This window comes from Streptomyces sp. NPDC040405 (assembly GCF_055595765.1).
Map to the genome: position 1 here is coordinate 94,050 of NZ_JBVIVI010000008.1, position 23,274 is coordinate 117,323.

Consider the following 23,274-nt stretch of genomic DNA (forward strand, 5'->3'; position numbering starts at 1 on the left):
GGACCGCAACGACCCGAGCCACCTCTTCGTGTCCTACGCCGGGACGACCCGGCGGGTGCCGGCCGCGGAGTTCGTCGAACTGGTGGCGGGCGACCCGGACCTGCTGACCCTCGACCCGGCCGTCCCCGTCTTCCTGGCCGTCTCCGAACTCGACCGGTTCGCCCCCGACTTGGCGCAGGATCTGGCCCAGCACATCGGCCGGGAGCTGTACTCGACCGAGTTCCCCCTCGGGGAGCACACGGCCGACGGGGCGGCGCACCCGGTGTTCTCCCTGCACGCCTCGCCCGTCACCGGGGCGAACCCCACCGCCGCCGCCCTGCGCGTGTCCACCCCTCGCGCGCTGGATTCGGTGAACATCCCGGCGCCGGTCCCGCCCCCGCCGTTCGACGCCGACACCCCCGGCTCCTCGCGCCGCGACGGCCGCGCCCCCGCCCCGACCCTCGACCTCGACGCCCCGGTGCCCGGTCTTGACGACCCGCTGCCCTTCCTCGGCGGGCGGGTGCCGGGCCTCGACGACCCGCTGCCCGACCTCACCACCGCCCTCACCGAGGTCCCGCCGCCCTCGCCGCCGGCCCCGCCACCGCCGCCCTCGCCGCTCGGGCCCACCCCGCCGCCCGGCCAGAACCCCCGGCCGAGGCCGGCCGGGGTGCAGATCGACGAGGAGCTGGAGGAGCGCCGCCGGCCGCGCATCGACAGCGACATGATGCCGCCGCCGCAGGTGCACCGGCCCAGCAAGTTCACCGACGACAGCCGGATGCCGGGCTACGTCGACGGCTTCCTGCCGTTCCCCGGCGACGAGCCCGGCGACACCGCCATGCCCATCGCGTTCGGGCAGAGCGATGTCTACATCCGCGGCTGGGAACAGATCGTGGAGCACATCGACACCCAGATGAAGGAGGACGACGAGGAGACGGCCCCGGGCGAGGAGCTGCCGAAGCACCACCGGGTGCGCGGCGGCGGTACCGACGAGTCCGTCTTCCGCCGGATGCGGCGCGCGCTGCGCGAGCGCCCGCAGACCTTCGTCGGGGCCGGCCGCGAGTTCGTGTACCGCGCGGAGTCGGGGCGGCTGCGCAAGCTGCACATCAGGGTCCGCAACTACGGCGAGTGGACCAAGTTCACCGACAGCGTCCCCCTGGTCAAGGTCGACAACGCGTACCGCGCGCAGGCCACCATCGGCGGTTCCAAGTCGGTCGGCCAGACCCGCCAGCTGGCCCCGACGGTGCCGCTGGGGCCGATGGCGGGGGTCTTCGCCGCGTTCGGTCGGCTCGGCATCCGGCTGGGCCGCATCCGCGAGGTCAACTACACCATGCAGGACCAGGTCCTGAACGTGGGCGAGACCCGTGGGTGGGACACCTCGCACCCGTTCCTGGACGACGCGTACGTCGAGGTGCGCATCACCGACGCCGAAGAGCCGCGCCCGGCCAAGCAGGGAGTCCTGGGCACCCGCTGGCGGGCGAAGCCGGCCACCGTGGCGGCCCCGGACGTGGAGTTCGCGTTCGGTGTGCGCCACGGGCTCAAGGCACGGCTGCCGGAGGGCGCCACCAAGGAGTCCACGGTCCGCCGGACCCCGAAGAGGCTGGAGCTGGGGCCCCAGTCCGACTTCCGGTTCTTCGTCACCGAGGACTTCGGCCCGGTCGATCACATCCGCGACTGGGCGGCGGGACGGATGGGTGTCGCGACCGACTCCCCGGCCTACACCGAGCTGGACAGGTTCTTCTCCGACCGCAACTTCCACCAGCTCTCCGGGCGGATGCGCAAGTCCGCGGTGCCCGGCAAACCGCTGCACGCCGATGACAAGAAGAGCACCCCGCTGGGCGCCTTCGTCATCGAAAGGGTGGAACTGAAGCGGGCCGTGCTGGACTCGGAGACCGACAAAGCGGAGATGCGGGATTCGAACTTCCTGACCGTGCAGAACGCCCGCAAGCAGACCAAGGCGATCGCCAAGGACATCTCCTTCGTCGCCGGGCCCACGTTCAACCTGCCGACGTTCGGGCTCCAGAACCTCATCCCCGACTGGATGAACCGGATCAAGCCCCGGATCCAGTTCGGCCCCAGCATGCGTCTCGGGCACACCCGGGGCCGCTCGGCGATGACCGGCGGCTCGGGCGCGGTCCGCACGGTCGAGCGGGCCAAGAACGTCACCACCGACCAGTACTGGGTCGAGCAGGTCATCTGGATCCGCAAGACCGGGGACGAGCACGCGACGCCGTTCACCGTCTGGAGCCTGGACCGGATCACGCGCACCGATGCGCGCCGCCTGGCCGGAATGGAGGACGAGAACACCTTCGGGCGCACCGAGCCGCACGCCCCCGCCTACCTCACCAAGGACGACCCGCCGACCCTCGGCATGGCCCGGCCGGTGCAGGTCCTCTACGCCAACGGCCAGTACAGCCGCAAGTTCGCGGTGGGCACCGAGGGCGAGGACATCCCCCCCGCCGAGACCGAGACCGAGAGCACACCCCAGCCCGACGCCGGGACTGACGCCGGGACCGACGCCGGGACCGGCAGCGGCACCGGGACCCTGCCCGCGATCACCGCCGGCCCGGACACCCCGGTGAGCCCGGAGGTCACCTTCACCGAGCGCAACCGGATCGAGTCGCTCACCCGGGAGGTGCTGACCGCCGTCTCCCGCAGGTTCCCGACGATGGTCGCCACGCTGGAGGACCTCGGCGACCCGAACGACGGGCGGTGGCGCGACCACGCGCACTACCAGATGGTCCTGCACAACACGCTGACCATCATCAACGGGCTCGCGTACCACAGCATGGCCGGGAACAAGGAGGCCATGGAGACGACCGGTATCCGGATCGGCTCGGTGAAACCCGGTAGGTTCAGCCGCGGTTACTACCACGTCTCGCTCAACGTGAAGCTGACCAACCGCACCTATGTGGGCCCCACGGACACCATCCTGCGCCACAGCGCGCCCGGCTCCATGACCCTGGACGAGAGCCAGTACGGGGTACAGGGGACCGAGCTCGGCTTCGAGGCGATGGGCTCGATCCGGGACGCCGCCGTCGACGACATCGGGTTCCCCGGCCACGCCGGTACCGGGCAGCTCGGCTACCAGGCCGCCTGGCAGACGCGCGACGAGTCCAACTACGGCGCCACAGCCACGTTCGACCAGATGGCCATCAGCACCAAGCCGGGCAACGTGTTCTCCTACGACGCCTCCTGGACCGTGAGCATCGGCGGCTACTGGCGGCCCCGGAGCCTGCTGCGCGGCCTGGTCAGCTTCGGCATCCTCGGCACGTCCCTCTTCGTCCGCGGCCCCAAGGACCGGATCGACATCATCGGCGGCAACTCCGGCGTCCCGGCCGTCCGGGGCAAGGTGCTGTTCAACGTCCCGTCCGAGCACTCCCCGCAGACCGACCCGCACGCCAAGGGCGCCGACAACCCGTACCTGGACGAGGAGCCGGTCACCCGCACCCCGATGACCCGCGACGAGGCCAGGAAGCTGCTCGACGCGTCCGTCGAGGACGACCGGGACGCCGGGCCGCTCGACGGGCTGCCGCACCAGACCCTCTCGGTGGTGGCCGAGAAGAGATCCGAGAACGGGCCCCCGGGGATCGTGGATCGGGTTCTGGCCAAGGCGTCCCACCGGAGGTGGCAGCTGACCCGGGTCGGCGCCCCCGCGCACGACGCCGCCGTACGCCCGGAGCAGCCGCAGTTCCTGACGGCCAACGTCGACCAGAACGCGAGCGCGACCGGTTCGCGCACCACCGGCCTGTTCGGCAAGGGTCCCTACATGGACTGGGCGGCCACCGTCGTCCACCGGATGCGGGTGACCAAGCTGCGCGCGCTGACCCGGCCGGTGCCGATGGAGACCGAGATGACGGTCGGCGGCAGCAGCAAGGCGTCGGGGGCGCAGAGCAAGTCCTTCACCCAGTCGGCCGGCTTCACCGCCGTCTACGGCCACTCCCACCAGCAGGGCCCGGGCGTGACCGGCAACTACGGCCTGGTCTGGCGGCCCTGGTGGCGCACCCGGGCCTCCAGCGGAACCATCACCCGCACGGTCACCTCGGACATCAACCGGGTCGACCAGGGCCATCAAGTGCTCGCCACCGGTGACGCCGAGCACGAGGTGGCCGCCGAGATGCGCTCCTCCGGTGTGCTCTCGCCGCTGGGCACGGTGGTGCGCAGACTGCGCGACTGGGCCGGGGAGCGGCAGGTCATCAAGGGCGGCTGGCTGGGCCACCTGCCCGAGCGGATCGCCCACCGGCTCGGCCTCATCGAGGGCGACAGACTCGGCGGCGGCCCGCTGTACACCCGCCGCAACTGGCTCCAGCCCGGGTGGTTCAGCAAGGCCCCGTTCGCCACGTACCCGGTCAACTCCGTGGACACCTCCAAGGTGGTGGAGGAGTTCGAGCGGCAGCTGAACGACCTGGGCATCGACGACGACAGCCGGGAGGCCATCCACCGGCTGACCTCGGCCCGGGTCACCCGCGCGCTGCGTCGGGAGATGATGGGCACGGGCTCCGGGGTGACCGCCAGGATCGGCGGCCCCGGCTGGAAGCGGGTCCGGATCGGCGGGCGGAACGTACGCATCCGGGCCCAGCTCGAACCCGTGGGGGAGCCGCGGTTCGTCCAGCTGTGGCCGCGTACCGAGCTGGAGGATCACCGCTGGGCGGTGGAGAGCTTCAGCGACTCCTTCTCCAGCGGCCGGGGCAGCGACGCCGGAACCCAGATCAACGAGGGCGTCCACACCGGCGATACCAATGTGCCGATGGCGGGCCCATCGATGGCCGAGACGGGCTCCAACCGGCAGAACCTCTCCGCGACCGACGCCCGCGTCCGGGGCCGGCTGTGGACCTCGTACACCAGCGAGCCGCACGCCGAGTTCGCCACCCGCTACCAGCTGCGCATCACCATGGAGATGGGCCGGAAGCGGGGGAACGAGCCCCGGCATCCGGAGACCCGGCGGATCGAGCACAGCGGGGAGGTCGGCGTTCAGCGCGAGATCGTCCCGCTCAGCCTGATGCGGCCGGACACCGGCCCGGGCACCGCCCCGGCCAAGGGACCCGACCCGCTGGCCCCGCCGGAGATCGGCGACGAGCAGGCCGCGGTGAACGTGCTCACCGGGGAGGACTCCCCGCTGAACAAGAGCAGCGACATCACCGGCGTCTTCGACTCCTGGCGCGCCATCACCCTGCCCGACGGGACAGAGGGTCCGTTCATCCCGCCCCGGAACGGCTTCCACGTCCGCAACATCATCGGCGCCGAAAGCATCATGGCGGCCAGCACCATCGCGCTGGCCAGGTCGTACGACAACCGGCTCGCCACCACCTCGGGCCGGCTCACCGGGGATGCGCTGGAGCGGGCCCTGCGCACTGCGCGGGTCAATCCGCTGACCGCCGAGGGCACCGGCTCCGCGCAGGTGCTGGAGGAGTCCCACGGCTCCGGCGCGCTGTCCGCGTTCTTCGAACACGCCTCCGGCAACGACGGCTACGAGACCGCCGGTCTGACCGAGAACGGCTTCGCGGACCGTTCCGAGGGCACGCTGCGGGTGTTCTCCCGGCCGGACTTCGCCGGTGCGCAGCTGATGGCGGTGGCCGACGGCGCGCGGATGGAGTCCTCGGTCCGGGGCACCCAGAGCGACAACGCGACCGCCTCCCAGGGCGGCGACCACAACACCGTCTTCGGCGCGGCGCCCGCCCTGAAATCGGACACCGTCGGCGCGGCGAACCCGGGAGCCTCCGGCACCGGCGCCGACACCTCCGACAGCGACGGGCGGGTGATCGCCACCGACCAGGCGCGCCAGGTGAACGTCAAGCCCAGCACGGGCCGGGTGTTCGCGTTCGCCATCCCCACCGCCTGGCTGAGCGTGGCCGAGGTCCACCGGCAGTTCAAGGAGCTTCCGGCCAGCAAGTGGATCCGCAAGAACCTGCTGGGCTCGCTCGGCGGCGTCAAGCCGGGCATACAGACCGTCGAGTCGCAGACCCACGTCATGGCCTGGGTGCGCGAGGACGTCGCCCGCCAGCTCGGGCTGATCACCGACGACAACTTCCCCGAGACCGTCGCCACGGCCTGGGACAAGGTCAAGGACGCGGCCAAGGTGTGGGCCGACGAGGACGCGAAGTACTGGGAGCTGCGCCGGGACCTCCCCGATCTGCAGGAGGCCGCCGCCGCTGCCATGGTGGCCCGCTCGGTGGCCCGGCAGCTGCGCCGGCAGACCGAGGACGCCGCGGGGGCGGAGTCCGCGGCGGCGCGACGGGACTTCGCGGCGGCCAGGGCCGCGGCCGACGCGGTGCTCGGGCAGGCCCTCGGGGACCTCCCGTCGGCGGTGGCCGACGAGCTGCGGTCCGCGACAGAACTGGCCGCGCAGGCGCTGCGGACCTACCAGGCCGCCCTGTTGGCCGACCTGACGGCCGCCGCGCCCGCGGCCCGGCTCGAAAGCGCCCGGCAGGCGCTGACCGAGGCGGACGCCCTGGTCGGCGCCATCCGGCGCCGGGAACGCGACCGGATGGCGACGGAGGCGCAAGCGACCTTCGACAGCCGTACGGCCGCGGCGGAGGAGAGCGTGGCCGGCGCGCGGGACGCCGCCCACGCGGCGGCCCAGGCGTTCCGTGCGGCCGAGCGCGCCGTGGAGGCGCGTATCGCGGAGGTGCGGAGCCAGGAGCGCAAGGCCGAGGACGCGGCGGACGCCCTCCACCACCTGCGCGCCCAGACCGACCGGCTCACCCGCTGGCACCGGCTGCCCGAGGACCCGCCCAGCGGCGCGGAGGGCGCGGTCCCGACCCGCGCCGGGCTGGCCGAGCCGCAGGTGACGGACTGGGAGCCGGGGAAGACCGAGCGGACGGAGAACCCGGCCAAGCACTCCGACCGGCCGAAGGTGGCGAAGGCGCCGAAGCTGGGTTCCATCACCGAGGAGTCGTCTTCGGAGCCGAAGCCGGCCGAGCGGCCGCGGGTTCCCCGCAGTCGGCCGACGCCGCGGCCGCCGGGGCTGGGCTCCATCGCCGAGGAGACACCCGAGGAACTGTCCGAGGGGGAGACCTCCGAGCCGGACACCTCCGACGCGGAGAGCACCGGGGACGACACCGGCAAGGACACCCGCGACACCGGTACGGACCGGCGGGAGGACTCCCAGGGCGACACGTTCCGGGAGGAGCCCGAGACCTCCGGCACGCCGCCCCGGTACACCGAGGTCACCGCGCTCGGCGACGGCGCGCCCGCGCTGAAGTCCCCGGAGGGGACCACCCACCGGCTGCTGGACGTCCCCGCGGACAACTCCTTCCTCCGCGCCTTCCAGCGCGCCCTGCCCGCGGCCCGCACCGGCGCCGACGGAGCCCCGCTCCACGCCGCCGGGCTGCGGAACGCGCTCGCGGACACCGTGGAGGGGCTGCCGGACGACTCGCCGCTGCTGGCGTACTTCTCCCCGGACGAGACGGACACCTTCACCTCCGCCGAACTGGACGCCGCGGCCCTGGACCTGGGCGCCGACAACCCGCAGCGCCGGGAGTTCGACGCCCTCGGCGTGATCCCGCACTCGGCAGGCGACCTCCCCACCCCCGATCGGCGCTACCAGCCGCTGACCCCGGCGCAGCGCCGCGGGCTCGCCGCCGCCCAGCTGCGGCGCGGCGCGACCGCCGCGAACGACACCGGCTGGGACCACAGCGCCGCCGACCTGTTCCCCGCGCTCGCGGCGCGGGCGTACGGGGTGGGCGTACGCGTCGTCCGCGACGACGGCACGTACCAGGACTTCTCGCCCCACCCCGACCGCCCGCTCCCCTCCGGCGCCGAGCGCGTCGTGCTGTACCTGGCCGACCGGCACTTCCGCGCCGTGGAAGCGGCCGCCGTGGCCGAGGGGCCGCCCCCGCAGCCCAAGCCCGAACCCCCGGTGGACAACTCCCTGCTGACCGTCCACGCCACCCGCCCGTGGACCTGGGAGGGCCTGGACGACGAGACGTACGCGAAGCAGCCCAAGTTCGACGCGGCCACCGACGTCCATACGCTGACCGACCCCGACGGTTACGTCTACGACCTGGTCATCCCGCGGTTCGGCGACGGAAACCTGTTCTACTCCGCGATCGCCGTCGCCCTGGGAGAGACCCACCCGGGCCGCGGGTTCGGGGAGGTGATCGACGACCTGACCGGTCTGATGGACGACGTGCCGCTGCCGCGGACCACCCGGCTCGACCCCCGGGCCACGTTCACCGAGGACGACCTGTACGAGTCGGGGTACCGCCCGCTCAACCCCGACCGGCGCCGGGAGTTCGTGCGCGGCGGCGGCCGGCTGCCCGAGTCCTGGCCGCCGCCGCCCGCCTGGGTGCGGGAGGGCCTGATCCGCGCCCATCTGCGGAACTCCCGCCGCTGGAGCCGGGAGACGGCCCTGCTCGCCGCCCAGCTGGTGGCGGAGAACAGGGACCTGCACGTGACCTTCGTGCACGAGAACGGCACGATCGACACCTTCGGCACCGCGTCCGCCGACACGGACAACGCCATCGTCCTGTACGAGCGCGGCGGCGACTTCCTCGCTGCCATGCCCCGCGGCGTCCGTAATCCGCGGGGCCCCTGGGACTTCCGCACCACCAAGCCGACCCCGCCGCCGCCCACCCGGCCCGTGCCGCCGAAGCCCACCCGGCCCGCACCGGCCCCGCCGAAGCCCGGACTGCCCGCGCCGCCCCCGCCGGTGGTCGATCTGCCCCCGCAGGGGCCGCCCGGCGGCAAGGGCGCGCCGAAGCCCCCACCGGCCCGCGGTGGACGGAAACGACCCGTCAACGACGGCCTGCCGTCCTGGCTGGAGACGCCCCCGGCCGACACCGGGAGCCGGTCCGGCACCGAGAGCCGGGCGCTGGTCCGCCCCGGCGACCTGCGGGCCGCCCTGGAGCGGCTGGACACCCTGCGGGCGGACGTCCCCGAACTCGCCGACGGCCCGCTGGACATGGACGCGCTCGCCCGCCATGTGCTGCTCCTCGACCCCGACACGCCCGTGACCGAGGCGCACCGGGACGAGCTGCTGCGCCTCGCGATGGCCCCGGAGACGGCCGCCGCGCCCAGCCTGGCGGTGCTGGCCGGGTTCGGCCTGGCCGAGCGCGGGGCGACCGCCGTCCGGGACTTCGGCCACGACGTGGACGCCTTCGCCGCCCGCGTCCTGCACCTGGCCGCCCCCGACCCGGCCCGGCGCCGGGACCTGGTCCGGCTGCTGGAACGGGCCGCGGACGTCGGCATCGACCTGGGCAGCAGCGTGCGGCTCGGCTCGTTCCACGAGGCGACCGGGGGCCTGTTCGCCCCGGAGCGGGTCATCCGGCACCCCGACGGCACGGCGGTGGGCCGCGACGGGGACCAGCGCCTCGACCCCCTCGACCTCGACCTGCGCGTGGTCACCCTGGTCGCGGTCGGGCGCGACGGGAGGTTCGACTTCGACGCCACCGGACCGGCGCTCTGGGACCGGCCGACGGGCCCGGGGCCGTGGGTGTTCCGGGCCCACGGCTCCATGGGCGAGGGGCTGCTGTCCGGGCGGATCCCCGCGGCGGACATCGCCCACCTGCTCGCCATCGACCCCGCGCGTCCCGTGGGCAGCGAGATCGTCATCCTGCTCCCGCGCGACACCCCCGCCACGGCGAAACCCGCCGTGGAACGGCTGCTGGACGCGGTCACGCGGAGGACGGGCACGCGGGTGTACAGCGCGTACGGCACGGCGGACTTCTTCACCGACCGGGACGGCCGGACCACCATCGCGCTGGCCCCCGGCCCGGACGGGCGGCGTACCGCCGCCGACTTCGTCTCGGCCGGTCGGAGCGCCGCCGACGGGACCACGGACGGCTCGGCGGTCGGCGGCAGGCGCCCCCGCCCGCGGGCCGGGGCCAAGCGGCGGGCCCGGCCGTTCCGCGCGGCGCGGCCGCCCGCCAAGCGGCCGCGCACCGGGGAGCCGTCCACGATGCCCCCGGGCCCGGCGCTGCTGCTGAAGGCGTCGGCACTGGAAGGGACACCCCCGAAGCTGCTGCCGGAGGCAACGGCCCCGAAGCTGCTGCCGGAGGCGAAGCTGCCCAAGCGCTCCACGCCGCCTGAGGGGACACCGCCCAAGGCGCCGCCCCGGACGCCGATCACCACGTCCCCGGTGGGCGGCGGCACGGGCTGGGCCCGGGGGCGGCCGCTGCCGGTGGCCGCGGACGGCAACTGTCTGCTGCACGCCTTCATGGCGAGCGACCCGATGCTCGTCCGCGACGCCCTGCCCGGGCCGGCCGCGGCCGCCCGCTCCCGCGCCGACCGGGAGGCGTACGCCTGGCTGTCGGACCCCGCGCGGGTCCGCGCCGAACTGGGGCGCGGCGGCGCGCCCGGCCGCTCGGACCGCCACGTCCTCGACGCCATGCAGCGATTCATCGCCGACTACCTGACCGCGAACCGGGAACGGCTGCCGGTCGAGATCGTCCGGCAGTACCGCGCATCGGTGCCCGGTGGCCTGGCCGCCGCGGTGGAGGGGATGGACGAGGTCGAGCTGGTGACGCGGCTGACCGAACTGGGCGTCCCCGTACCGGACCAGCGCGAGTTCCCCGGCGCGGCGCAACTGCTCGGCGAGCTGCGCTACCTGGTCGTCCGGCACACCCCCCTGGACGGCCGGGAGCTGGCCGGGCTGCGCGCCGCGGTCCTGAACTGGGGCAACCGCTGGAACTCCGACATCGGCGACGTGTTCCCCCACCTGCTGGCCCACGCCTTCGACGCCCGGATCGACATCGCCTGGTTCCACCGCCGGGCCGATGGGCGGACGGGCCTGCGCGGCATGGAGCGCGGGATCGGCCCGGCGAGCGCCGTATGGGAGGTCGAGGTCTTCCGCAGCAACGTGGTCAACGCGAAGGGGCGCCCCGTGGGAGGGGACCACTACGAGGGCAGCACCGCCGCCCCCTGGTTCGCCTCCACCACGGCTCCCGCCGGGCGCAACACCGGCGGACCGTCCACGGACCCCGGCTCCTCGACCGGCGGACCGTCCACGGAGCCCGGCCCCACCTACAGCGGGCGCCCCGCACCCGGCGGGACCGCATCCCGCGAGACGCACCGGTCCGGGGCGCGGTGGGGTTCCCGGGGACGCCCCGGCAGCGGGCGGCAGCGGCACGACCGCGCCGTCGGCCGCCCCTCCGTGCCCAGGTTCCCGGTCCTGCTCACGCCCGAGGAACTGGCCGCCCGCACCGAACTCAACCGGCTGCGGAAGACCGACCCCGAGCTGCGCCGCGGCCCGCTGGACATGACCCGGCTCGCCCGCCGCGTGCTGCTGCTCACCCCCGAGGAGCGGGTGACCGGCGACCGGAGCGCCGAGCTGATCCGGCTGGCGTCCTCGTCCGAGGCCCGCGACGTGACGAGCCTGGCGGGCCTGAGCGCGCTGTACCTCGCGGACCGGGGCGTGTTCGACGCCCGCTTCCGCGTCACCGACACCCAGGGCCGCCCGCGGGGGATCAACTGGACCGAGAGCGGGATCCCGGCCGACCTCGATCTGAGCACCACCGCTGTGAAGGTCCGCCGGGACGGGGGCAGCACCGTCGTCGACGTCCGGCCGGCGCTGTGGGCCTCCGGGCCGGGCCGCCCCGACCCGTATCTCCTCGCCACCTCGGGCGAGGACCGGTTCCTGGTACGGGGCCGTGCGGGATTCCGGCGCCAGGTGCCGTTCGAGGTGCTCAACGAGCTGATGGCCCTCGACCCGGTCCTGACCGCCCTCCCACGGGACGTCATGGCGGCCATGGTGATCCCCGGCTTCGACCGCCTCCCCGTCCGGTCCCGGCTGTTCGCCGCCCGGCACCACCGCAACGTGGTGGCCACCAGCGGCTTCCCGGCCGTGATGGAGCTTCCGGACCGGCCGGGTCACCGCGTGTTCGGCCTGATGGACGACGAGGGGCGGCCCCGGGGCGACTTCTCCCTGTCCCGGCCCGGACCGGTGCCCCCGGACGCCGGGGCGGACGACTGGGTGCGGGACGCGGACGTCTTCCCCCTCCCCGGCACCGACGGCTGGGTGACGGGCTTCGTCTCGGTCGATCTCGGCGCCGACGCCGACGGCGGCTGGAACCGGCTGCTGCACGCCGCGCGGCTGCCGGCGGTGACCTCGTTCGTGACCTACAACGACCAGCTCAAGGAGTACAGCGAGAAGCGGGATGTGCCCTGGCCGCCCGGCAGTACGGACTTCACCGGCCTGGACGGCCTCCCGGGCACCGTGGCCTGGGCCACGAGGGACGGGATCCAGTACAAGAGCGGCCGTGACCACGCCCGCGCCGTGGCCCACTGGTTCCGCCTGGTCCGGTCGTCGCCGTACCGGGGCGGGGCGCAGCTGATCTGCTTCTCCGCGGCTCGGCCGGGCGTCGGCGGCGTCTTCGGGGACGGAAAGTACGACGGCCCGCTGCCGTTCGTCCCCGACCCGCTCGCCGTGGTCGCCGTCGGACAGGATGTGGCCACCGAGACCGAGGCGACGACGTACGGCCCCCGCCACCGCATCTCCGTGCAGACGCTGGCGGACGGCACCCTGGCCGTCGTGGTGCACACCAATGCCCGTGGCGAGGGCGCCCTCCTGGTGAAGTACCAGCCGGAGCCGAAGGGCGCCGCGCTCGACGACCGGGCCCGGACGGCCGGGCTCCACAACGACCCCGGCCCCGCGTCCGAGGCAGTGCGCTATCAGGTACGGAAGCTGGGGCGCGCGCTGCGCGAGGCCTTCGACGACCCCGACGTGGACGACCGGCCGGAGTACCTGGACCTGCTCCGGGGCATCGGCGCGCTGGACCGCATGCGCGAGCGCGATGCGGACCTCGACCGCGACGGCGTCCGCGAGTTCACCCTGGACCTGCTGCACCGGGTGGTGCGCGCGTTCCGCCCGAGCCGCCCCGACCTGCGGCCCGGTGGGCCCGAGCACATCCAGGAGGTGCTGGCCCGGGCCGACGCCGCGTGGCAGGCCAGGCCCGGGCGCCCGCTCGGCGACCTCGTCACGCTGCCGCACCTGACCACCGCGCTGAACCGGCTGCCCGCGGCGGGTACGCCGGGCGCCGAGGCCATGGCCCGGGAGGTCCTGGGGACCGAGGACGGGCAGCCGGTGGGCGAGGCGGAACTGTCCTGGCTGCTGTGGACCGAGGTCAAGCTGCTGGAACTGCTGGACACCGTCGTCGACGGCGGGGAGTTCGCCGCAGGCATCCTGCACCTCGGCCGCCCCGACCCGGCGCGGTTCGACGAGGCGGTCGCCCTGGTGCGCAAGGCCCTGGCCGTGGGCCGTCTCTCATGGCCCGAGGTGGCCACCTACCACCTGGAGAGCCAGGGCGCCCTGTCGGACCGTACGCTCGGGAGGAACTCCGCGCGCATGATCAACGGCCGGGACCTGAGCCACGGCTCCGCCGGGCTGGACGGCGACTTCGACGCGAGTGTCATCACCCTGATGGACTACGCGCCCGACGGGTCGCTCATCGAGGTCGGCACGGCCCCGGCCCCCTGGTACGTACCGGGTCGCCCGGCCCCGTACCTGTACGTCTTCGACGGCAGCTTCCTGGGCGCGCCGGTGCCGGGGCCGGAGTTCGGCGAACTGGTCTTCCGCGACCGTGAGCTGCACGGCGCGCCCGGAAACGCCGACATCCTCCTGGTCGCGGACGGCGCCCGGCCCCCGGCCGGGGCGAACCTCGCCGGGTCCCTCCCCGGGCAGGGGGCCCGGAACTCGGCCCGCGGGGTCTGGGCCACGTACGGCCGGACCGGGATCCACCGCCGGCCGGGGTCCCGGAGGTACACGGTCTACTCGGCGCCGGACGCGTCGGGACGCCTGCCCCTGCCGTCCGACTGGGACCTCACCAGGCCACGCGACCTCATGTCGCCCACCCCGCTGCCCGCCTCGGCACTGCCGCTCGCGGGCACCCCCGCGGCCACCTACGGGATCGGCGGCCGGGCGCCGCAGGCCGTGGAGCCCGCCGACACGCCGGCCGCGCCGCCCCAGGGCGACGGTCAGCGCGATGACGGCAGCCAGGCCACCGAGACCGCCGCGCTCGCCTGGGACGAGCACACCCAGGCGCGGGAACTCCTCGCCGAGGCCGCCGAGGCCGCCGAGGCCGCCGAGGCCGCCGAGGCCGCCACGGCAACCGGCCCGGACACCGCGGAGCGCGCCGCCGCCGCGGAGCGGCTGGACGACGCCCTGGCGCGGCTGGAGGACGCGGGCACACGGCTGTACGACCTCGGCGTCCCGCCCGCCGAGCTGGCCGCCGCCACCGCGCCCGGGAACACCACCGCGCTCCCGGTCCCGGCCCTGGGCGACGAACTGCGGGGGTGGCTCGCCGGGCAGGTGACGGCCGAGGACCTGCGCCCGGACGCGCCCCGGCTGGACCCGGCCGAGTTCGTCACGGTCGACGACCTGCGTGCCGCCGGGGGCGAGTTGACATCGGCCCAGACATTCGAGGCCAGGGTGAACGGTGGCCGGGTCCAGGCGCGGGGCGTGTCCCCGCGCGACCAGGTGCGGCTGCTGCTGCACCGGCCCGGCCCGGGACCGGACGGGCTCGACGCGGTCGCGGCCGAGGTGTCCCGACGGCTGTGGCGGTCGGCGTACGAGGCGTTCGCGGCGGCGGCCACGACGCGCGAGACCGCGCCCCCGCAGGACGGCGCGCAACCGAGGGACGCCGCGCCCCCGCAGGACGCCACGGCCCCGGCGGACGGCGCGCGGCCGCAGGACGGCACCGAGCCCCGGGACGACCGCGCGGCGCCGGACCCCGCCCGGGCCTGGGAGATCGCCGCCTTCCTGGTGCTGCCCGCCCCGCCGCACGCCGCGCAGGCCGAGGCCCGCTACGCCGGGGACGCGTTCCACGCCGCCGTACGGGACGTCGCCGAGCACCTGCTCGACCACGGCCCGGACGCCCGGTCGGCCGCCGAACTGGCCGACACGCGGCGGCGGGAGCTGGGCCTGCGGCCCCGGTGGACCGAGGCCGCCCCGCCCGCGTCCGCGCCCACGCCCGCGCCCCGTCCTCAGATGGTGTCGTCGTCGGCCACCGCGCTGCCCGACCTGGACATGCGGGACCTGGACACCTCGGACGTCGACATGTTCGAGCCCATCGAGGTGTCGGAGACGTCGTCCGACGACAGCGTGTTCTCGGAGGGCTCCGCGTCGGACTCCGGGACGTCCGTGTACAGCGACTCCTCGGACGAGGACGCCCCCGCTCCCGGCCCCGGTCCGAAGCCCGCCTCCCGTACCGCGCTGCCGTCGCAGGCCGAGTTGCGCTTCGCGAAGGGGGAGACCGGGCTGTCCGGGGCGGAGACAGGGCGTGTGCGCGACATGGCCCGCCGACTGGCCCTGACCGGGTGGCGGAACCAGCGGGCCGGGGTGGACCTGCCGCCGATCACCATCACCGGCTACGGCAACGACGTACGGTCCAACGCCGAGCTGCCGGCCCGGCAGGCGGCGGCGAAGCAGCGCGGTAATCGGCGCGCCCAGGCCGTGTCCACCCTGCTGATGTACGAGCTGGGCCGCGCGCTGGCGGCGCTCCAGCGGAACCGGCCGCCCGATCAGCCGCGGCTGATGCCCGGTGACTTCACGGTGGAGACCCGCGGCCACTCCTTCGTGCCCGCCAACAAGAGGGTCGCGCAGGCCCCCCGGCCTACGCGGATCGAGTTCTCCGCCTCGCCCCGGGCGGAGGCGGCGGAGATCCTGGACGGGTTGCGTCGCCGGGGGAAGCGGCTGCGGCACGGGCCGATGGAGGTGGACGGCCTGGCCCGGAGTATCCTCCACCTGCCCGAGGGCGTGGCCGTGGACCAGAAGGTCCGGGACGAGCTGTTCGACTTGGTGCTGGCGGCGGACCAGGAGGGCTGGGCGACGAGTCTGGCGGCGCTGGGCGCGTTCCACGCTCAGCGGCAGGGCCTACTGGACGACCGCCACCGGTTCACCGGCGCCCAGAACACAGGGCTGAACTGGACGGGTACGGGCACGGTCGAGGTGGACACCGCCACGGTCGAGCTGGCCGAGAAGGACAAGCAGGGCGGGATCACACGCCTGGGGATCGACGACACCCGGCCGTGGGAGGGGGACGAGCCCGCCTTCGTCGTGGCCGCCAAGGGCGACCGGCACAAGGTCACCGTGCCGTGGCCGGACGGCACCACCCGGGACCTGAGTATCGAGGAGTTCGCCGAGCTGCTGGCGCACGACCCGGTGCTGTCGAAGCTGCCGAAGGACGTGCCGATCGTGCTGGCCGTCCCGTACGCGGGGGATGGCCTCCTGTACCTGCCGCGCACGCTGGCGTACCTCACCGGCCGCACCGTGTACGCGCACAGCGGCGACGTGGAGGTCTCCGTCGAGCCGGGGCAGCCCGCGAAGACGCGGGTGATCCACCACCAGGGGCAGCGCCAGGGCAGCTGGGTGCCCAACCTTCCCGGCCGGCACCCCGGTTCCCCCGATGATGTGCCCGACTGGTACCACGAGGTGGAGACCTCGGCCATCGTCAGCGCGAAGACGAAGAAGTGGATCGGCCACGCCGCATACCAGGACCTCGCCGGGTTGCGTGAGGAAATGCTGCGTCACATCGACCAGATGGCGCGGTTCGTCCACTACAACATCGCCACCGGAGCCGTTTCCGCCGCCTTCACCCCGGCGGACCCGGACGAGGCGGCCCCGGCGGTCTACCACGGCGCCCACGGGGTCCCGGGAGGCGTCGAGGTGCCGATGCGGGATGGCACTACGAAGGTCCTGAACGGTCCCGAGGCGGAGCAGTGGGCCCGCGTACAGCGCAACTTCCTGTCGAGCTTCCCCAAGAAGTTCTGGGGCGACCTGGAGCTGTGCTGGGTGGGTTCCCCCATCGAGAGCCGTGTGCCCGGTTACTACGGCGGCAGTGAGAGCTTCCCCGGGCCGTTCGTCGCCGACCCGCTGGAGGACGTGCCCATCGGGCAGCACTACGCGAACGGCCTGCGACGCAAGACGCGCGCCACCGTCCGGATCACCGCGCTGGGCGATCACTGGGAGGGGCCGAACCACGTCTACGTCCGTAGTCTGTACACCGACCCCCAGGGTCGGCGGGGCGCGCGGGCGAAGTTCTTCCCCGAGCCCCGGACCGGTGAACTGGTCCGCCGGGCGCGGGCGATCGGTTTCACCGGCCCGGGCGGGAGGGTGTCCAAGCAGGACCGGAAGCGGACGCTGCGGCTGCTGCGGGCGCTGAAGCTGGTGCTGGGCAACGAGGTGGACGACGGCGTACGCGTCAAGGAGAACCCCGGCTACGCCGAGCTGCTGCGCGGGGCCGCCGCGCTGGACCGGATGTGGCACGCCGACGGGCGGTTCGGTGACGCGGGCCTGTTCACGATGGAGCTGTTCCACCGGATCGTGGCGGCGAAGCTTCCCGCGGGGCAGGCGGAGGCGCGCCGGGCGGACTACCGCCGGGTGCTCCTGGAGGCGGCGAGCGCGCCCGACGGCACGCGCTTGAGCGACTTCGTCACCCTGCCGCCCGCGGTCGACAGGGCGGTGCGCTACAAGAACGCCTACGTCGGCCGGGGGGACTTCGACCTCGTCGTCAGGCGGACGCTGAACATGCCGACCGGGCCGGTGGACGACGCCGCCCGTTCCCGGACGTTCTGGTCCCGGGTCAGGATGTATGAGCTGCTGTCGCGGCCCGGTACGGACATCGACGCGCTCGCCCGCAAGGCCCTGCACCTGGCACCGGGCGCCCCGGTGGACAACAACCAGCGGGGGGAGCTGCAGTGGCTGGTCAACCAGGCGTTCGCCCGCGGCTATGACGCCGCCGACCCGGATGCGCTGGCCGCCTTCCACCTCCGGCGGTCCGGGGCCTTCGACGCGCAGCGGCTGAATGATCCGCTGCTCGGCCGCGGGGACGTCGGAGAGGACTGGTCCATCGGGGCGAAGGTCAAGACGCTGGACACCTCACGGATCCTGACGCCCGACGGGATGGCCCCGGCTCCGTGGCTCGGCAAGGACCACCGTGACCCGTCGCATCAGGAGGACAGGGCAGCCCCCTTCGTGGTGCGGGGTACCTACGATCCGTCGGACCCGGACGCCCTGTACCTGCGTTTCGACGACAAGGGCCCCATCTTCCGGGTGCCGTTCGGGGAGTTCGGGGAGCTGATGGCCCTGCACCCGAGCCTCGTGGAACTCCCCCTCAGCGGCGTTCTGGTGCTGGATGTCCCCGGCCTCCACGACCCCCGCCTGGCGGGCGTACTCTCCCTGAGGCTGGGCCGCCCCGTGACGTTCACCGGCGCCCGTACGGAGATCGCCCGGCCGAGCGGGGAGCCGCACCCGGTGCTGGCCCTCAAGCCATCGCCGTACGTCCAGCGCCCGACAGCGGGCGACCTGCGCATCCAGTTCCCGGCCGACCCGGCAACGCCCGGGGACGCCCCGCTCCCGGTCCGGACCGTCGCCAGCTTCGCCCCGTCCACCCTGACGGTTCCCCGGACGCGCCCGCAGACGCCTCCCCCGAGCGGACAGTCCGCGGACAGCGGGCAGGACGGGCGGGACCCGGCCGGTGTGGAGGGCGACGAGTCCATCGGTCTGGACACGCTGCCGCCCGGGGTCGTCTCGGCGTCGGGTATCCCGGCGACCGCCCCGGCTGTCCTCACGGCCGCCGACCCGGAGCCGGAGCCGGAGTCCGATCCGGACTCGGATTCCGACTCGGATCAGGAGTCCGACGACTCCGACCCCGAGTCGAACCCGGATCCGGACCCCGAGTCGGACTCGGACTCCGACTCCTCGGAGGACTCGGACTCGGACTCCGACTCCTCCGAGGACTCCGGCGACGAGACCCCCGCCACCCCGGGAATCTCCGCCCTCGTCACCGGCTTCGGCCGCGGCCACCGTGGGCTCCAGGGCTCGGTGCACGTCACGCCGTTCCCGGAGGACACCCTCACCTGGCTGCACGCGCACCTGACCCGGACCGTCCGGGCCGAGGCCGCGGCCCAGCTCCGGCCGGGCGAGCTGGAGGCCCAGAACCCGGAGGACATCGCCGCGCTGGAGCAGGACATCGCGGCCCAGTACTCCGGCGACGAGGTGCTGGACGCCCTGCCGTACGTGCTGAGCGGCAAGGGCATGTCCCGCACGGTGACCTACCGGGGCCGGAAGTACCAGGTGTCGGCGCGGCTGGAGCTCTTCGGCCACCGGCCCGCCCCCACGATGACCGAGGACACGCCCGAGGGCCGCCGGGTGCACATCGAGGAGCGCAACCGGACCGCGGTCGACACCAGCGACACCAGCAGCACCGGGAACGTCCGGAGCCTGCCGCTCTCCTACGGCCGCACCTGGCTGGTCCACGACGCCAAGAACCCGGCGGTGGCCTCGCAGACCTTCACTCCGAAGCTGACGCTGACCCACAACCAGCAGGTCGTCACCATGACGGTCCCGGAGAACTACACCGCGATGTCCGCGCTGGCGTTCTCCTCGGAGCCCTCGAACGCCTACGACTACGGGATGAGCTGGCAGTTCACGGCCGTACTCGCCCCGAACGCCACCGCGCCCACGCCCCACACCGAGGACGACTGGGGCGACGCCGAGACCTCGCCCGCCCGGCTCACCGCGTGGTTCCCGCACTACCTCACCCAGGACATGCCACCGCGCCCGTTCGGCCCGGTGTCCCCGCACGACCTCCCCGCGGACCCGCGGACCCTCACCGACGAGCTGCCGCTCCACCGGATGGACACCATCCACGACCCGTCCGAACTGCTCGACGCGTTCCTCGCCGCCCCGCAGCTGCGCCCGCATCTGCGCCGCATGTCGGACGAGTCCGCCGCCGCGCTGCGGGGGTTCCTGGACGAGAACAGCCGGCGCTCGGGCCTGCTGCTGATGCTGGCCGGGGCGTACCCCTCGCCGATCCTCCTGGACCACAGCGATGAGCCGCTGGGCTATCTGGAGGTCTCGGCGCGGATCAACTCCCTCAGCCCCGACGCGCTGGCCAGGAGCAGCAACAAACTGGTCCTGGAGAGCGACCTGCTGCACTCGGTGGGCGCCAAGACCGCGCTGACGATCTCCAACGCCGAGCGGGCCGAGTTCACCCTCGCCACCACCTTCCAGGGTGCCCCCAGCCCGGACGGCAACTTCGTCTTCGGCGGCGGCTACAAGCACCAGCGGTCCCGCACCTTCAACTCCGGCGGCACGGCATACGACTGGTTCAGCCTGGTCAGCGAGAACCCGCACTTGCTGACGGACGCCGACATCACGTACTACGCCACGCTCGTGCTCCCCAAGGGCGGCCGGACCGCGCCCTTCGCGCTGCCGAGCCCCCAGGGGCAGTCCATGCGGGTGCCGACGCTGGCCGATGTGACCGGCACCCCCGTGGAGTCGGGCCAGGAGCGCCACCTCTCACCGGAGCTGGCGTCCCTGCGCGCCCTCCCGGTCGACGTCACCCCGCTGAAGGTCACCGGCACCGGGCCGCTCTTCGACCGGTTGGAGACCCTGCTGCGCACGATGGGGTTCCTGGCGCCCACCACGCCGCAGCGCCTGGACTGGCTGAACGACCCCGCGATCCTGAAGGCGTGGCTCGCCAACGCCCGCAAGCTCACCATCGCGCGCTCCCAGATCGGGCTGCGCGGCGCGCTCGGCGCGGTCATGGACGGCGGCCACCCGCTCTACTTCGACCTGCCCCTGCAGTACGGCGTCTGGCGGGTCGGCGCCGACCTGTCCGTGGCGCCGACGGACGGTACCTCCCCGCACCACCGCAAGAACCTGCCGGGCTGGTCGCTGATGAACGCCAACGGCATGGGGGTCGCGGGCAGCGAGTCCAGCAGCTCCGGCCAGTCGCTGTTCGGCGACATCTCCGCCGAGATCAGCGGCCCGGCCCCGCACAACTGGACAGTGTCGGGCGGCATCCCCTACAACGCCTCCGCCACCCGCCAGATCACCGGCGACACCGCCGGATCCGCCGCCGGGTACGGCCTCGACATGCTCACCTACGCCCAGTCCGGGCTCGGGGTATTCGACATCCCCGGCACCTTCACCATGACGGTGTTCTCGGAGCACGGCGATACCCCGCTGGCGACGTTCGACACGGAGGACGGCATCGTCTCCCTCGCCGTCCCGCTGACCCGTACCCTCGACGCCCCGGCCGCCCCGCTGGGCCCGGTCACCATCCGCCGGGCGCGGGCCGCGGACTTCCGCAAGGCGCGGATGACACCGGACGCCGGCGGCGACCGCCCGCAGGACGTGGTGCTGCTCCCCGGCCAGGCCCATGTCGACCTCGCGATGGGCAGTGGCGCGCTGACCATGGCGTTCCGGCAGCTGCTGGGGGGTATCGACCCGGAGGCCGAGGAGCCCGGCGCGCTCGCCCGGATCCTCCAGTGGGCCGCTTCCCACGGCTCCGACCTCATGGACAAGCTGCCCTCGGCCATCACCGCCTTCGCCGAACCGGCCCACTGGCTGGGGGACATGACCGTCGGCAAGTCCATGACCGACGCCGAGAGCCCGGTCCAGGAAGTGCTGCGGGCCGCGTCGTCGTCCACCAGCCTGATCTCCCGCTCGCCGCAGATCTTCCGCGGCGTCTACGTCGTCGACGCCGACACCTCGGGCTCGCTGATGGGCACCGACATCCAGGGCGAGATCCGCGGCTTCCTGCACAACGCGGTCTACGAGGGGACGGGCCACCCCAGTGACAACCCCGACGCCGCCACCTACGCGGAGAACGACCTCACCAGCACCGACTCCTCCTGGCGCGGCACCACCTCCGGCCGCTCCGAGGCGGTCGCCACCAGCCTGACCGGTGCGCACTCCGGCGAGCGCCCCGGCAGCGTCTCCGGCAGCGGTGGCCGGAACACCGCCGTGGCGCGGAGCCGGACGGACACCGACGCCGCGTTCACCGACCGGATCACCTCCGAGGCCCACGCGAAGGACCGGTTCCACGGCTTCCGGGTCGACGCCACATACATCGCCCTGCTGCGCAAGGGCCACCGCAACGCGCTCGCCAACGCGGTCGGCGTCGGCCCGCACAGCTCGGTGGCGTACGCCGTGACCGTTCCCGGAGGCGTGGTCTTCTGGGCCACCGAAACCGTGGTCCGGCAGGATCCGCAGCTCGCCCGGCTGGCCGGTCTGGAACCGCTGCACCTGCCCATGGACCGGCTGCTGCCGAGGTACTTCGCCCGTGCCGGGGGCCGGTCGCTGGGCTTCGCCACCGTGCCCGAGGTGCTGCCGTCCGGCTCGCTCGACGCCTTCACCGAGGCGATCCGCACCGCCGTCGAGCGCGAGGCGCCCGGCTCCCTCATGCCGGGAGACGGCCGCCACGTCCGTGGGCTCGACGCGCGCGTCACGGAGGCGGGCGCCGTGACCGGCATGCGGTCGCTGGCGTCCAGCGGCGCCCGCCACTGGCGGCGCTTCCACTTCCCCTACCGGGGGCGCACCGGCCTGCACCTGGTGGAGGTGGCCCTCAACGCCCGCCCGGCACCGGGCACCGACCTGGCGGCGCTGCGCGGCGCGCTGCTGGCCTACTCGGGCATGGAGAACATCAACTCCGCTTCGGCGAGCGCCCGCACCCTCACCGCCTCCCGCAGCACCGGCTTCACCCTCACCCTCAGCGGCACGGGCGGCTTCACGCTCACGCCGGGCACCGACCGGACCGGCAGCGCCGGGGGCTCGGCCTCCCTCACCTCCGCGGGCACCCTCGGCACCTCCCGTACCGTGACCAGGAACCACCAGGAGTGGCCGCGCACCTTCCGGCCCGCCGCGCAGTTCCAGGTGCCGTACGAGTACCGGGTGGAGGTCACCTCGACCCGGCTCGACGACTCGGCGCTGGGCTTCCTGGCCAACCGGGTCGTCTCGGTCGCGCAGTTGGCCGACACCCTGCTCGAAGGCGCGCTGTCGGCGGCCGACACCGCCGGGCTGACCCGCTGGATGGACCGGGCACTCGGCCGCGACACGTCCGCCCGTACGAACAACCCACCCGCCCCCGCCCCGGCCCCCGCCACGCCCGCCACCGTGACGCTCCGCTTCCCCGGCAGCGAGGCCCCCATACGGCGCGAGGACGGAACCCCGGAGCTGCCCGCCCCGCCCCCGGTCCTGATCACACCGAACCTCCACCTGACCGACCCCCGGCCCACCGCCACCGCCCCGGCAGGCGATACCGAACGGGACAGGCTGTCCGGCACCGCGCGGTGGACGCCGACGCAGCCGATCACCGTCTACGACTTCGACGCGATGGACGAACTCGCCGACGCGCTGCGCGAGGTCGACCCGGAGCTGCGCGGCGACGGCCTGCCCCAGACCTCGACCTCCGCCGAGAACACCATGCGCCGCATCGGCGACCTCATCCGGCGGGGCAAGGTCGCCCTGACGCCCGCACAGGCGTCCCGGTACACCGGCAAGCAGCCCTCCGGCGGCTCCGCCCGCATCGAACTCGCCTTGTACAAACCGCAGTTGGAGACCTCCAGTCGGGACGT

Annotated in this window: 1 protein-coding gene (cut by both window edges); it reads left to right on the top strand. The window is 74.0% G+C overall.

Every position in this 23,274-nt window falls within one protein-coding gene, locus ACZ59A_RS29605, for a lonely Cys domain-containing protein, read on the top strand. The gene is 47,799 nt long; 19,997 of those nucleotides lie to the left of the window and 4,528 to its right, leaving coding positions 19,998–43,271 in view (codon 6,666, partial, through codon 14,424, partial); the first complete codon in view begins at position 2. Both the start codon and the stop codon lie outside the window.